The sequence below is a fragment of the Streptomyces colwelliae genome, assembly GCF_048158785.1.
Lineage (GTDB): Bacteria > Actinomycetota > Actinomycetes > Streptomycetales > Streptomycetaceae > Streptomyces.
Genome location: NZ_JBLTJC010000272.1, coordinates 1 through 14255, shown reverse-complemented (window position 1 = coordinate 14255; position 14255 = coordinate 1). Strand labels below are relative to the sequence as shown.

The 14255-nt window shown below is 70.4% G+C and carries 12 protein-coding genes; 7 read left to right on the top strand and 5 right to left on the bottom strand.

The genetic code is table 11. From position 1 onward, the window contains the following. Positions 1-1124: glycosyl hydrolase family 18 protein (locus ACNFOC_RS38430; RefSeq protein ID WP_416963652.1), on the top strand; the 1124-nt coding region annotated here is incomplete at its 5' end. A gap of 90 nt (positions 1125-1214) precedes the next feature. Here the strand turns inward: ACNFOC_RS38430 and ACNFOC_RS38425 are convergent. The 4 genes from ACNFOC_RS38425 to ACNFOC_RS38410 form a co-directional block, all read right to left on the bottom strand. Beyond that, complete coding sequence (locus ACNFOC_RS38425; RefSeq protein WP_416963651.1) at positions 1215-2606, bottom strand: amidohydrolase family protein; 1392 nt, start codon at positions 2604-2606, stop codon at positions 1215-1217. A 140-nt stretch (positions 2607-2746) separates the two neighbouring features. Beyond that, positions 2747-2995, bottom strand: a complete 249-nt coding sequence (locus ACNFOC_RS38420) for an Atu4866 domain-containing protein (RefSeq protein WP_416963650.1) — start codon at positions 2993-2995, stop codon at positions 2747-2749. Between the two features lie 77 nt (positions 2996-3072). Further along, complete coding sequence (locus ACNFOC_RS38415; protein ID WP_416963649.1) at positions 3073-4713, bottom strand: MFS transporter; 1641 nt, start codon at positions 4711-4713, stop codon at positions 3073-3075. Between the two features lie 117 nt (positions 4714-4830). Next, positions 4831-6735 (bottom strand): amidohydrolase, encoded by a 1905-nt coding sequence (locus ACNFOC_RS38410; RefSeq protein ID WP_416963648.1) that lies wholly within the window; start codon positions 6733-6735, stop codon positions 4831-4833. A 144-nt stretch (positions 6736-6879) separates the two neighbouring features. On the opposite strand from ACNFOC_RS38410, the gene ACNFOC_RS38405 reads away from it, so the two are divergent. The 3 genes from ACNFOC_RS38405 (at position 6880) to ACNFOC_RS38395 (ending at position 9481) form a co-directional block, all read left to right on the top strand. Beyond that, positions 6880-7806, top strand: coding sequence for a LysR family transcriptional regulator (locus tag ACNFOC_RS38405; RefSeq protein WP_416963647.1), 927 nt, complete (start codon positions 6880-6882; stop codon positions 7804-7806). A gap of 167 nt (positions 7807-7973) precedes the next feature. Continuing rightward, positions 7974-8711, top strand: coding sequence for a YoaK family protein (locus ACNFOC_RS38400; protein WP_416963646.1), 738 nt, complete (start codon positions 7974-7976; stop codon positions 8709-8711). Beyond that, positions 8708-9481 (top strand): MIP/aquaporin family protein, encoded by a 774-nt coding sequence (locus ACNFOC_RS38395; RefSeq protein WP_416963645.1) that lies wholly within the window; start codon positions 8708-8710, stop codon positions 9479-9481. The genes ACNFOC_RS38400 and ACNFOC_RS38395 overlap by 4 nt, the downstream gene beginning before the upstream one ends. On the opposite strand, the gene ACNFOC_RS38390 is transcribed toward ACNFOC_RS38395, so the two are convergent. Next, positions 9465-12095 carry an NACHT domain-containing protein gene (locus ACNFOC_RS38390; protein ID WP_416963644.1) on the bottom strand — a complete coding sequence of 877 codons (2631 nt, stop codon included), beginning with the start codon at positions 12093-12095 and terminating at the stop codon, positions 9465-9467. The two genes, ACNFOC_RS38395 and ACNFOC_RS38390, sit on opposite strands and share 17 nt — an antisense overlap. A gap of 280 nt (positions 12096-12375) precedes the next feature. Between ACNFOC_RS38390 and ACNFOC_RS38385 the strand changes: the two genes are divergently transcribed. The 3 genes from ACNFOC_RS38385 to ACNFOC_RS38375 all read left to right on the top strand — a co-directional run. Further along, a complete protein-coding gene (locus ACNFOC_RS38385; protein WP_416963643.1) occupies positions 12376-12540 on the top strand; it encodes a hypothetical protein in 165 nt (54 codons plus the stop codon). 93 nt (positions 12541-12633) lie between these two features. Then, entirely contained in the window at positions 12634-13053 is a 420-nt protein-coding gene (locus ACNFOC_RS38380) for a hypothetical protein (RefSeq protein WP_416963642.1), read from the top strand. Between the two features lie 202 nt (positions 13054-13255). Beyond that, a partial coding sequence (locus ACNFOC_RS38375; RefSeq protein WP_416963641.1) for a PP2C family protein-serine/threonine phosphatase occupies positions 13256-14255 on the top strand: 1000 nt, incomplete at its 3' end.

Here is a 14255-nt window from a genome sequence, read left to right as displayed (position 1 = left end):
CCCCTCCCCACCCGAAAGGACCGCTCATGTTTCGCCATGCCCTGACCGTGAGCGGCGTCGTGGCCTGCACGGTCACCACGCTGCTCGCCTGTACCGCCTCGGTCCCGGCCGACACCACCGCCTCCGCCTCCGCGACCACCGCCGCCTCCGCCACCTCGGGCGTCCAGCTCCAGACCTGGCTCTACCCCGGGTCGGCCGGCGACTCCCAGTGCAGCGCGCCCAGCGAGTACGCCGACGGCCGGGTGCAGGACGGCGCGCTCAACCCCGAGTACTGGACGGTCGGCGACGACGGATCGGTCACCCTGGAGACCACCGCGGACGGGCTGTGCAACACCTACAGCGCCGCCAACGTCGCCGACCTGAAGGCGCACTCCACGAACCAGTACCCGACGCTCTCCGGCATGACCACCACCGCCGTCCACGCCCTGGTCAGGAGCAAGAGCACCCGTACGGCGGCCGTCTCCAAGGTCACCTCCCTCGTCAACGACGCCGGGCTCAGCGGCGTCGACGTCGACCTGGAGGACTACTGGTCCTGGAGCACCGCCGACTTCACCAACTACAAGACGTTCCTGGGGCAGTTGGCCACCGCCCTGCACGCGAGCGGCAAGCGGCTCCAGGTCGACGCGCCCGCGATGACCGAGGACGCCTCCTTCTACGACTACGCGTCCGTGCTCGCCACCGGCGTCGACGACCTGGTGATCATGGCGTACGACGAGGAGTTCGACACCGCGTCCGGCGACCGCTGCCTGCCCATCAGCCCCTACGACTGGCTGAAGAACGTCACCACCTACGCGCAGAGCAAGGTCACCGACCCCGACCACCTGATCATCGGTCTCCCGTCCTACGGCTACAGCGCGCCCGACCCCTGCGACCTCAACTCCGTGACCGGCAACATCCAGTTCAGCGCCATGAAGCAGAGCCCCGGCTTCTCCAGCGACCCGGCCACCGTAGAAAGCCGCCGGGACGCCTCCTCCGGCGAGATCCGCTGGGTCTCCGGCGGCGTCCTCTACGACTACGTCGACAGCGTCGCCATGGACCGCAAGCTCGCGGTCCTCAAGGGCCTCGGCGTCACCAAGGTCTCGGTGTGGTCGCTGGGCGGCGGGAACCCCTGGTTCTCCAACTGATCCAACTGATCCGACCGACTCATCTGATCCACTCACGGCACTGATGCGGCGGGCACCCTCGGGCTCAGGTGCCCGCCGCATCAACTCCCCTCACTTCGCTGGCGTGTTGAGCACGCGGTCACGGGAGGCGGCGACCCCGGCACGCAGTTCGGAAAGATTCACGTCGAGCACGCGCCCGTCCCACTTGCGCGGCTGCCCGTCGACGAACACAGCGGTGATGTTGCGCGCGTCGGAGCCCGACACCAGTGTCCCGATCGGGTCGTTGAGGGGCATGTTGTTGAGATCCTCGGCCTGGACGACCAGCAGGTCCGCCTTCTTGCCGACAGTGAGGGAACCGGTGACGTCGCCGAGCCCGTTGGTCCGGGCGCCCTGGAGAGTGGCGAAGTCGAGGACGTCGTACGCGGTGATGCGGGAGAGCTCGCCGCCGGTGCCGTAGGCGGCGTTGACGGCACGCATCCGCTGGATCGCGAGCAGGGCCCGCATCTGGGTGAACAGGTCGCTGGCGAGGGCGACTTCGACGTCGATGCTCAAGCCGGGCCGGATGCCGACGGCGAGCGCCTCGTCCACCGCGGGGATCGCCGTCTCCAGGCCGATCTGCGCGTCGGAGGTGGGGGCCAGCGCGACCGTCGTACCGGACTCCCCCATCGCCTTCCACGCTTCGGTGGTCAGACCCGTGGCGTGGATCAGCGTGACGTCGGGACCGAGGATGCCCCGCTCGGCCCAGGACAGCACGGCCTCCGATCCGGAGGTGCCGAAGACCGCGTCGACGCTGACACCGATGCCCAAGTCGGCTGCGGTACGCGCGAGTTCGGGGCCGTAGGCGAGGGCGGGCCCGGCGATCTCGTCGGTGGCCAGGGTCGCCAGGCGGAGGGTGAGGAGCTGGTCGTCGCTGCTGAAGTACTGGTCCTTGAGACGGTTCAGGTCGGCAGGCCACTGACGGTCCCAGTCGCCGAAGTGCGGGCCCATGGAAGCGTGGACGCCTCGGATGCCGGTGTCGCGTAGCGCCTCGATCGCCGCGTCGGAGTGTTCGCGGGTACGGGAGTTGTGCGAGAAGTCGAGCATGGTGGTGATGCCGCTGTCGAGCGCGGTGAGCGCCGCGAGTCTGGTGCCGATGTACATGTCCTCGGGCCGGTAGACGGTGGCGTACCCGGCGAGCGTGGCCGTCACATAGCCGCCGAGGTCGTCGACGTCGGGCATGATCCGGCGCAACTGGGCCTCCCAGGCGTGCCGGTGGGTGTCGACGAGACCGGGCGCCAGGATGGTTCCCGAAGCGTCGACGACCACCGCGCCGTCTGCCTGGAGGTCAGGCCCGATCGCGGCGATGGTGTCGCCCTCGACGAGCAAGTCGCCCCGCAGGGTGCCCAGTTCCGGGTCCATCGTGACGATGGTCGCGCCGGTGAACAGGATCCGGCGACGCGAATCGGCTGCCTGACGTCGGAGTTGGTCGAGAAGGCCGGCGCTGGTGGTGTCGTCGATGTTCATGAGAGCCCCTTTTCCGGATGACGTCGGATCCATCGGGTGACGTGTGGTGACGTGTGGTGACGTGTGGTGCAAGATTCGATCCGCGTCCGCGTGGCGGCCGCGACGACGATCAGTTCGAAGCCGTCCAGGTCCGTGCCGGGTTACGCGCGGTACAGGACGAGGTGCTCGTGGAAGAGCACACCGTCCCGGACGTCACCGGTGGCGGTGAAGCCGGTGTCGTCGACGTAGTCGATGTGGTTGCCGGTGACGGTGTAGCTGCCGGTGTAGGCGCTCGGCCGGTTCCCGCGGGCCTCGTCGTAGCGGCCGTTCGGGAGGAGTTCCTGCCGGATGTGGCCGTCCGCGGTGACCCACATGCCGACGAAGGGGTGCGGTGCTGCGTTCGCGTTCATGGCTCCACCGTCGCGTTCCCGCGCGGAGATAACCAGGCCACACCTCTCCTGGGTGTGCGGCACCCACCTTCAGGTCTTCAGGAGGCTTTCTCCGAGGTGGGCAGGACCGGTCCAACAGCGGCGTCGAAGGCATGGGTCACTTCGGGGGCTGTGCCGGGCAGGAGCAGCGCGCGGGCACGGTCCTCGAAGCCGCGGTCGGTCGCGGTGAGGCGGTTGTGGTGCTGGGCGAGGTGCTCGGCCCAGGAACCGACGAGGTAGTTCTCGATGAACCGGCCGGGTTCGTTGCCGTCCTGGAAGAGGCCCCAGGTGAGGGCGCCGGTCCGGCGCCGGGAGCGGGCGACGTTGTCCATGGCCTCGATGAACGCGGCCCTGTCGTCCGGCGCGACGCGATAGACGACGGAGACCAGCACCGGGCCGTCGGAGGGGCCGGGCACGAAGACCAGCGGCGGGACCGGCCAGTGGTCGGACAGCGCGGGATCGATGCCCTCCATGCCGTAGAGCCGCCATCGGTGGAGACTCAGCGCGCTCAGCAGCATGGCGGCGGTGCCGATGAGGAGGGCCGTGGTGAGGCCCAGCCACTGCACCAGGGCGCCCCACACCGGGGCGGCGACGGCCTGGCCGCCCTGGAAGACCAGCAGGTAGACGGCGAGTCCGCGGGCCCTGACCCAGCCGGGCAGCCGGGTCTGCATCGCCGCGTTGAGGGTGGACAGGACGCCGATCCAGGCCACTCCGGCGGGCAGCAGCGCGAGGACCGCGACCCAGGTGACGTGCACGGTGGCGAGGACCAGCAGGACGAGGGCGAACATGAGGGCGCCGGTCGCCAAGATGCCGTTGATACCCAGGTGTTGGCGCAGCCACGGCAGCGCGAACGCGCCCGCCACCGCGCCGCCCCCGACCGCGCCGAGCAGCAGGCCGTAACCGCCCGACCCCAGTCCGAGCGAGTCGGCGGCGATCAGCGGGAGCAGGGACCACAGGGCCGCCGCGCCAGGGATGAACAGGGCGGTGCGCAACAGGACGCGGCGGATGCCTGGAGCGTTCCAAACGTAGCGGCGGCCTGCGTACAGCGCGGTCAGGAGCCGTTCCCGCTCGGCGGCGGGGACGGTGGTCCTCGGGCGGTGCCACAGCAGCAGTACGGCGGCGATCCCGAGGAACGACACCGCGTTGAAGCCGAACACCCAGCCCGCGCCGGCCGCCGCGACCACGACACCGCCGAGCGCCGGGCCGACCGCACGCGCGAGGTTCATGTTCACCGCGCCCAGCGCGGACGCCTGCCCCAGCTGCTCCCGCTCCACCAGCTCCGGCTGGATGGCCTGCCACGACGGCCCCATCAGGGCGGTCCCGCAGCCGAGGAGGAAGGTGAGGGCCAGCAGGGGTACGGCGGACAGCTCGTCCGCGAAGGCCAGCACGGTCAGCACCGCGGACACGGCGAACATCGCGACCTGCGCGACGAGCAGCAGCCCCCGCCGGTCGAACCGGTCCGCGAGCACACCCGAGGGCAGGGCCAGCAGCACGATCGGCAGACTCGACGCCGTCTGGACCAGCGTCACCATGGTCGCCCCGTGCCCGAGCAGCAGCCACTGCGCGCCGACCGTCTGCATCCAGGTGCCGATGTTCGACACGAACTGGGCGATCCACAGCGCCCGGAACACCGGCCGGCCCAACGGCGCCCAGGCCGAGGCGGACCGCGCCGTCTTCCCCGTCGTCGTACTCGCGCTCATGCTGCGGCTCCCGGGGCGAAGTGGGCGGTCGAGGAAGAAGGTACGGCAGCTCAGTGCGGGGCGGGCCACCGAGCTGCCGTAAAAACGGGCCCGCCGTGGGACCGGTCCAACGGCCGGTCAGAAGCAGCCGTCCAGCGGGTCGAGCGCGCCGCCGGCCTGGTGCGGGACGCGGTCGAGATCGCCGCGGCGTGCACGCCAGGCGCGCTGCTCCTCGGAGTCCGCGGCGGCCTCGGTGAAGGCGCGGGCCTGCCGTGCGCCGGGGACCTCCGACGCGGCCTGGAATCCGCCGAAGCGGGCGACCGGGCTCCAGGCCGGGCTGATCTCCGGGAGCGGGGCGGCGATGTTCTCGTAGTCGCCGACCGCGTGCACGACCTTGCCGCCGGCCACGGTGAGCAGGGCCTCGATCCGGTCGATGTCCTCGTCGGCGACGGAGAAGTAGTCGGCGGACAGGACGGCCAGGTCGCCGTACTTGCCCTCGGTGATGGTGCCCTTCACGTCGGCCTCGTCGGTGAGGTGGGCGCCCGCGCTGGTGTACATCTCCAGGGCGGTGGACCGGTCCACGCGGTTCTCGGCCGGGTAGAGGAGGGTGTCGCCGACGGTACGACCGGTGACCAGCCAGGACAGGGACAGCCACGGGTTGTAGCTGGAGACGCGGGTGGCGTCGGTGCCGGCGGCGACCAGCAGGCCGGTGTCGCGCATGGCGCGGATCGGGGGCGCGGTCGCGGCGCGCTCGGCGCCGTAGCGGTCGATGAAGGCCTTGCCCTGGAACATCATGCGGTTCTGGACGGAGACGGCGCCGCCGAGGGCCTTGATCCGGTCCAGACTGCTCTGGCTGACGGTCTCGGCGTGGTCGAACAACCACCGTGTCCCGTCCGGGAATCCGCCGTCCGCGGCGATCTTCTCGAAGACGTCGAGGTCCTGGCGGATGGTCTCGTCGTAGGTGGCGTGGAGCCGGAATCCCCAGCCGTTGTCGAGCAGGAGTCGGGCCGCCGCTTCGAGGTCTTCCCTTGCGCGGGCGGTGAGTTGGGGGCGGGGCTCGGCGAAGTTCTCGAAGTCGGCCGGGGACCAGGCGAGGTTCTCGCCGGCGCCGTTGCAGCGCAGCCATTCGTCGCCGTCGCCCGGGCTGACCATGCCGATCCAGCGGCGCAGGTCGTCGAGTTCCTGCCCGGCGGTCTGCGGGAAGAGGTGGTAGGCGATGCGGACGGTCAACTCGCCGCGTTCCGCCAGCTCGGTGACGGCCGCGTAGTTGTCGGGGAAGTTCTGGAAACCGCCTGCCGCGTCGATGGCGCTGGTGATGCCGAAGCGGTTCAGCTCGCGCAAGTAGTGCCGGGTGGAGCCGAGTTGGTCCTCGGGGGCGAGGATCGGTCCCTTGGCGAGGGTGGAGTAGAGGAGCCCGGCGGCGGGCGCGGCGAGCAGCACACCGGTGGGGTTGCCCGCGAAGTCGCGGACGATCTCGCCGCCGGGCGGGTTCGGGGAGTCACGCGTGAAGCCGACGGCCTCCAGCGCGGCCCGGTTGAGGATCGCCGACTGGTACAAGTGCAGGACGAACACAGGGGTGTCGGGGGCGGCGGCGTTCAACTCGGACACGGTCGGCAGCCGCTTCTCCGCGAACTGCTCCCCCGTCCAGCCGCCAACCACCCGCACCCACTGCCCCGTTGGCGTCCGCTCGGCCTGCTCCCGCAGCATCCGCAGCGCGGTGCGCAGCGACCGTACGCCGTCCCAGCGCAGTTCGAGCAGATAGTTCAACCCGCCCCGGATGACGTGCAGATGGGAGTCGTTGAGCCCGGGGATCACGCGTCGGCCGAGCGCGTCCACGACGCGCGTGGCCGGTCCGATGTGCGGGGCGACGGTCGCGTCATCTCCTACGGCGGTGAAGACACCGTCGGTGATCGCCACGGCGGACGCGGCCGGGCGGGCGGGGTCGCCGGTGTGGACGCGGGCGTTGCGGACGACGAGCTGGGCGGGGTGCTGGACCCCGTCGTAGGGGCGTATGCCACCCACGGGCATGGTGCTGCTGGACATGGAGGCTCCTTGGAGCGGGGGGAGGCGAGGGGTCGGTCGTCCGGCGACACCCCCGACGCTAGGTCTGCGACAATGGATCGGTCCAACACATGGTTCTGCTCGAATCAATCGCCATCACAGATCGTGGAAACGGGGTGGGCGGCAATGGATCTGCGCCACCTGAAGTACTTCCTCGCCGTCGCCGAGACCCGCAACTTCACGCAGGCGGCGGCCAGTTGCTATGTCGCGCAGTCCGCCCTGAGCCAGCAGATCGCCCGGCTGGAGAAGGACGTGGGCGCCCGGTTGTTCAGCCGCACCAGCCGTTCCGTACGGCTGACGGCGGCCGGGGAGCTCCTCGAACCGCTGGCCCGCCGCATCCTCGCCGACGTCGACACCGCCCGGGCCGCGCTCGACGCCCTGTCCGGACTGCGGCGCGGGCGGCTGCGCCTCGGCCTCGTCCAGACGCGGGCCTCCTCCGTCGACCTGGTCGAGGTGATGGCCGACTACCACGCCCGCTACCCCGGCATCGACTTCCATGTGACCAACGCGCCCAGCGCGGAGATGGCCGCCGCGGTCCTGGCCGGGGACCTCGACATCGCGGTCGTCGGCCTCGGCCCGCGGCAGATCCCGGACGGGCTCGACCACCAGGTCCTGGCGGCCGACCCCCTCGTCCTGATCGTGCCCGCCGACCACGCGCTGGCCGACCGCGAGGTCGTCGACCTGGCCGATCTGCCGGAGAGCCACCAGCTCATCCAGTTCACCCGGGGCAGCGGCCTGCGCCGCCAGGTGGAGGCCGCGTTCGCCCGCGCCGGGGTGGAACCCGGCCAGCACTTCCAGGTCGGTCAGATACAGGACATGATCCGGCTGGCGGCACGGGGCATCGGCGTGACCGTCGTACCGCGCTCGTCGGTGTTCGACGACTCCGCGCCGGGCGCGAGCCTCCGGGACGTCCTGCCGTATGGCGCCCGCGCGCTGCGTATCGCGGACGAGGCGGCGGTGCACACGATCTGCGCGGTCCACGACAGCAAGCGGCTGGCACCGGCCGCGGCGGCGTTCCTCGAAGTGGTGGAACGGCACGCGATCAGGGACTGAACGGGTCTGGGCGATCACGCGATCGCAGACCGACGGGTCCGGGCGATCGATCGCCCTCACCGATCGCTGCGCCCGCATCCATATGTTGGACGTACCGCTCCCATGGCACGACGCTCGGAGGAGGAAGCCGGAAGACCGGCAGTCCGCCAGCGAATGGGAGCAATGCCATGTCTGCCGTACTGCGGGACGCGTGGACCACGGTCGTCCCCGACATGGAGGGCCGGCACGGCCCGCTCCCTCCCCTGATGCTCGCGCTCACGGTGGTGACCGGGCTCGTGGACGCCTTCAGCTATCTCGTCCTGGGCCATGTCTTCGTCGCCAACATGACCGGCAACGTCGTCTTCTCCGGCTTCGCGATCGCCGGCGCGGCGGGCTTCTCCCTGGCCGCCTCCCTTGCGGCACTGGCCGCGTTCGCGGCGGGCGCCCTGCTCGGCGGACGGCTCGCGCACGGCGCCGGCGCCCACCGGGGACGGGTCCTGCACCTGGCGCTGCTGCTGGAGACGACCCTGGTCCTGGCCGCTTACGTGATCGCCCAGGTCGCCGACACCGCGCACGTGAGCAGCGTCGTCCAGTACGCCCTGATCGCACTCCTCGGCCTGGCGATGGGCGTGCAGAACGCCACCGCCCGCGCCCTGGCCGTACCCGACCTGACCACGACCGTGCTGACGCTCACCATCACCGGAGTCGCCGCGGACAGCCGCCTCGCGGGCGGCAAGGGCGGCAAGGGCGGCCGTCGGCTGCTCTCCGCCGCGGCGATGTTCGCCGGCGGTCTGGCCGGTGCCGTCGCGGTCGAGCACAGCGGCCGGGCACTGCCCCTGCTGTTCGCCGCGGTGCTTCTGGTGGCGGCCTCCGTCACCGCGTTCGTACTGACCCGCTCCGACGCCTCGTGGACGAAGCCGCTGTGACCGGGGACCTCGCATGGCGGCGCACGCTGCGCTCCGCACTCCTCGAACTGGCCCTGACCACACTGATGTTGTTCGTCGTGGCCACCACGGTCCGCTGGCTGCTGGGCACCATCGACCCGGCGTCCGGCGGCTGGTGGAACACCCCGGCGGCCAGACTGCTCGCGGTGGCCCCCCTCTCCGGCTACACGGTCACCGCCGTCATGCTCTCCCCCTGGGGCAAGGTGACCGGCGGCCACATCAATCCGGCGATCACCCTCGCGATGTGGCGCTACGGCCGTACCCCGGGCCGCGATGTCGCGCCGTTCATCGCCGGTCAACTGGTCGGATCGCTGCTCGGCATCGCGGCCGGACGACTGGTCTGGGGCCCGGTGTTCGCCTCCCCCGCCGTGGACTTCGCCGTCATCAGGCCTGCTCCCGGCTGGAGTTGGGCCGCCGTCGCCCTGGTCGAGACCGCCACGATGTTCGTCATCGTCGCCGTCGCCGGAATCGGCGTCTCCAGCCGCCGGCTCGGCCCCTTCACCCCCTGGGCGGTCGGCACGATGATCGCCGCCCAGATCATCGCCTTCGGCACCCTGTCGGGCGGAATCGCCAACCCGGCACGGGAGTTCGGGCCAACGGTGTTCGCCGGGGCGCCCTCGCTCCTGCCCGTCTATCTGCTCGCCCCGTTGCTCGGGTCGCTCGCGGCGACCGTCGTGATCAACCGGATGAACCGGATCAACCGCATCGGCGCCGCGGAACAGCCCGGGCGGCACTTCAGCCCGTGCGGATGATCCTCAGGGTGGGCGGCAGTACGTCGTCACCGACCGTTCTCACCGTGGCCGGCACCCGAAGAACGCGCAGGGAGAGCACATCCTTCAGCGAACTGACGTCCACCTCAGGGAGAGGGGTTTCCAATGTCAGCTCGACGAGACGGGGGAACATGTCGAGCCATTCCCAGGAACAGCGCATGTCCGCCGCGATGCACAGCCCTACCAGGCGGTCCGGCACACAGTGGCTCCGAATCTCCTCGACACCGAGAGGCGATGTGATCCGCAAGTAGGATCTGCCGCCGAAACGGCGCAGGGTTCGCAGTTCCCGGCTGCTCGAGACGACGAAGTAGAGGCAGTCGTCCTCGTTCAGATCCGCGATGACCTCCTCGGCGTACCGATCGGTGTCGAACCGGGCCCAGGCGAGGGCGAGTTCGGCACGTACCCGCTTCTCCTCCGCGGCCCGGAAACGCGTCAGTACCGGGATGGCGGCATCGGTGCCGATCCGGACTGCCGCGAGAACGGTGAAGTACGCCTCGTCGGGCGTCAGGCCCTCGGGCCCCGGCAGAAGTTCCAGCACCACCGGACCGACGTCCGCGAGCGCGCGTGCCTGGTCCACCGAGCGCGGCGGGATGAGTTTCTCGGCACGGCGCTGGACTTCGGTCCGCACCTCGGGGTCGAGTTCGGTGGCGTCGTCCAGACAGGCCGCGGCGAGCAGATGGAGACGGTACCGGGTGTCCTTGGAGGAGTCACCGCGTTCGATCAGCCCGGTGAGCAGCCGCGTTCGCTCCGCGGGGCGCGCGTGCGCGACGGCCATGCGGACGACGTCCTCCCACTGGTCGAGATGGGCGTTCCCACCGAGGAAGTCGAAGTCGAGACTCTCCACGGCGGCCCTGGCACCGAGGTAGTCCTGAAAGGTGCGGTGGATGAACTGCATGGTGCCCTCGACCGGTTCGATGAGCAGCCCGCTCCGGACCAGCAGGTGATGGTAGATCTGTCGCGCCGTGCCCTGCTCGGCGACGCGGGGCATCGACGTCAACGCCTGGGACAGGAGATCCACGACGTCCTTGGCGTCCATCTCCGAACGGCCGTTGCGGATCAGCCAGTACGCGAGTTTCTGGATCAGCTGTACCTGGTGCGTCTCACCGATCCGCGTGTCGCCCGTCTTGTAGATACCGCGCTCGCGGTCCCTCCGTGACAGCAGCATCGACAGGGCCGCGTCGTAGAGTTCCTTGCGTCCGTCGGGCAGATAGCCCCTGCGGTCGCGGTGGAGCGCGCAGATGAGAGCGCACATCAGCGGGTTCGTCGCCAGCCGGTCGAGTTCCTGTTTGGCCCTTACCGCGTAGAGGAGTTCCTTTCCGTAGGCATCGGCACTGCCGGCCGCCTTGTGCCAGCGTTTGATGAACGCGGCGACGTCGTCACGGCTCATGGGAGCCAGGTCCAGTTCCGTGAACTTCTCGCTCGCCAGCCAGTTCTCCTGCACCGCCGAGGGACGCGACGTGACGAGCCAGTGGTTCTTCGGGTACGAACCGACAAGGTCCCGCAGCCAGTTGCGGGCCTCCTCACGTTCTTCCTCGGGCATCTCGTCGATGCCGTCGATGAGCATGAGGCCGCGCCCGGCGGTCAGCACACGGTCGTACCAGCCCGTGGGCTGGGCGTGCGCGATCGGGCACCCCACCGCCGAGAGGAACTCGTCCGGGGCCGGCAGTCGCGCTCCGGCGCGCGTCAGGGAACGCATGGGCAGCACGAACGGCACCAGTCCGTGCAGGTACAGGAGATGCTCGTCGACGTCGCTGCGGGCGGCACTCACCGCCAGCCACTGCACAAGCGTGGTCTTCCCCGATCCCGCGACTCCCCGCAGCAGGACCCGGGCGCGCCCGGCCAGGACGTGTTCCGCCGGCATCGTGAGCGGCATCTTCCCCCCGGCCGCGGTCCCCGTGGCCTCCAGGCTCAGGTAGGCGGCGTCCAGCGGCCACGCCGCCGACGCCGTGGCCAGATCGAGGCCGAAGATGGTCAACTTGCCGTGCTTGGTGGAGATGTAGCTCGCATAGCGCGCCTCGAAACCACCGTCCGCGGGAGACGGCGTCCGCATGATCAAGGTGTCGATCTTCGACGACAGCTCCTCGATGCGGCGGCTCTGCTCGACGAGGGTGCGGGGCACGAAGGTCGACCTCGTGGTGAAGAAATGGAGGATGTGCAGGCAGGCGGTGTCCACCACCTGCGCGTGCAGCAGCACCGCATCACTCGAAAGTCCGATCGTGGCAGCCTGGTTGCTCGACCGGAGGCTCCGCGACAACTCCAGATGACCGAGCTGAACGGCCTGGACGTCGTCCATGTCGATGTGCTCCATGAAGCACAGCGAGTGGGTGACGGCGTTCACCACGGCACGCTTCTCGAAACTGGGAAGTCGTTCCGAGACACCGGTCGACAGCGCCGCGCGCTCGACCAACTCCTCCGCGATCTTGCGGAGTTCGACGTCCGTGAGGGTCCGCAGCTCCCCGCGGAACGACACCAGACCGGAAATGCGAACAGGTCTGTCGACCAACCCCGCCCCGGGACCGTCCGTACGGAACAGCTTCTTCACCAGTGGGCCGACGACACTCGATGCGAGACGGGCCCCGACACTCATGGCTTCCATGACCGCATCAGCGTAGAACTCCCTTGAGGCACAAGGCAGTTCAACCGATCACAATGCCCTGAATGATCACCTGGGCGATCAGAGGACGCCAAACTACGCCGTCACTCGGACAGGGCGACGGCCAGAGCGGCCGAAGGAGATCGCGCCGTCTCCGCTTCTCCGCACCGGGAGAGTGGGCATGGTGATGCGGTGAGCGACGACGACACGACCGCACCGGCCCCGCGACCGAGCTCTGCGGAGAACCGGCCGGGCCGACCGGGAACGCCGGTGGCTGCTGTCCGTGGCCCTCCCGTGCTGCGTACTGCCGCTGCTCCTGGCGGCGTTCGGCGCGCGTCTGCACACCGTGACCGTGGTCTGGCTGCTCGTCCTGATCACTCTGTGGCCGATCCTCTACGAACGACGGTCGGCGAAGCCGTCGCAGCGGGCGGTGCGGGTCGGGACCTGAGCCAGGGGGCGGGGTTGTACCGGCGGCGCGGACTCGGGCACGCTGACTTCCCCGTCGCCAGGAGAGGCGGGACGACCGGGAGGAGTCTCAGGCATGATCGATTGGGTGCCTGTCAGGACCGGAGCACGGCCCGTCCCCTCGCCCGTGGCCACACCGTTGGTCTGGGCCGCGGCATCCGGTGGCGCGCTGGTGCTGGTGGCGCTGCTGAACGCTCTGGTGGGTCCTGACCGGCCCTCGCCCGCTCTGGCCGCGCTGTCCCTGCTCTCCGTCCTGCTCGGTCTGTGCGCCCGTTTCACCGCGGCCCCCGGCACCGCGCTGCTGTGCTGGCTCTTCCTCAACGGCTTCGCCATCCAGCCCGCAGGCACACTCACCTGGGCCGGACACCGTGACGCGCTCTGGCTCGGCTGCCTGTTCACCGCCGCCCTGGTGGGCACCGCCCTGGCCCGTCTCCTCCACGCCCGAGCCGCCTACCGCCGGGTCACCACAGACGTCGGCGGCGAGACGGGGACCTGATCACGAACGGTGCGGCAGCGCGCCGAGCCATACCATCGCGCGGCCGCCCGGGGCGGCCTCCGCGGGCAGTCCACTCGGTCGGGTGACGGCCGGCGGCATCGTGGCCGCTCATCGGACCGAAAAGAGACGTTTCCGGGCTTTGTGGCCAGATCCCTCCTATCGTGGAACGACACAGTGCCCCTCGGCGTCGAACAGGCAGGCCATGCAGGATCCGGAGATCGACTACGCGGCGGTCTTCCGCGCCCTGCCCGGCATGGTGGCGCTGCTCACCCCCGACCTCGTCTACGTCGACGCCAACGAGGACTTCCAGCGCCTGTCGGGACGCAAGCGCGAGGAACTGATCGGCCGCTACATCTTCGACGTCTTCCCCGAGAACCCCAAGGACCCGGCGGCGGCCGGCATGCGCGAGACCCGGGAGTCGATGCGGCGCGCGGCGACCACCGGCGAACGCGACACCATGGCCCTGCTCCGCTACGACATCGAGGACCCCCAGGGGACCGGCCGATGGGTGGAGCACTTCTGGAGCCCGGTCAACGCACCCGTCCGGGGCCCGGACGGCGAAGTGACGATGATCGTCCACCGGGTGGAGGAGGTCACCGAGTTCGTCCGGGCCTTCGGCGGCCGGGTCGACGGCAGACGGGCCCGGGCGCTGGAGGCCGAGCTGTACACCCGGGCCCGTGAGCTGCAAGAGGTCAACGAGCGGCTGCGCACGGCGCACGCCCATGAGCGCGAGGTGGCCCTGACCCTTCAGGCTGCGATGCTGCCCCCGCCGCGACCGGACGGCCACCACCGGGCGGCCGTCCGCTACCGGCCCGCCGTGGACGCCCTGAACGTCTGCGGCGACTGGTACGACCTGGTCGACCTGCCCGAAGGCGGCATGGCGGTCGCCGTCGGTGACGTCGTCGGGCACGGTCTGGCGGCCGCCTGCGCCATGGGCCAGCTGCGCAGCGCCCTGAGCGCGGCCTGCCGGGTCGCCGACGGACCGGGCGCCGCCCTCGAGGCCCTCGGTCTGTACTCGCGTTTCGTCGAGGGCGCCGAGTCGGCCACCGCGGTGACCAGCGGAGCGGCTCGGCGGACGAGTTCGTGGGCGGTGGCAGCCGACGCCGTCCCGGTCAACCGGAGGATCGATCCGTATACGTCCCGCGTACTCCCCAAGGTGGAGGCCCCGTTGTCCTGTGCACTTAGTCTGACGGCGTGCCGCA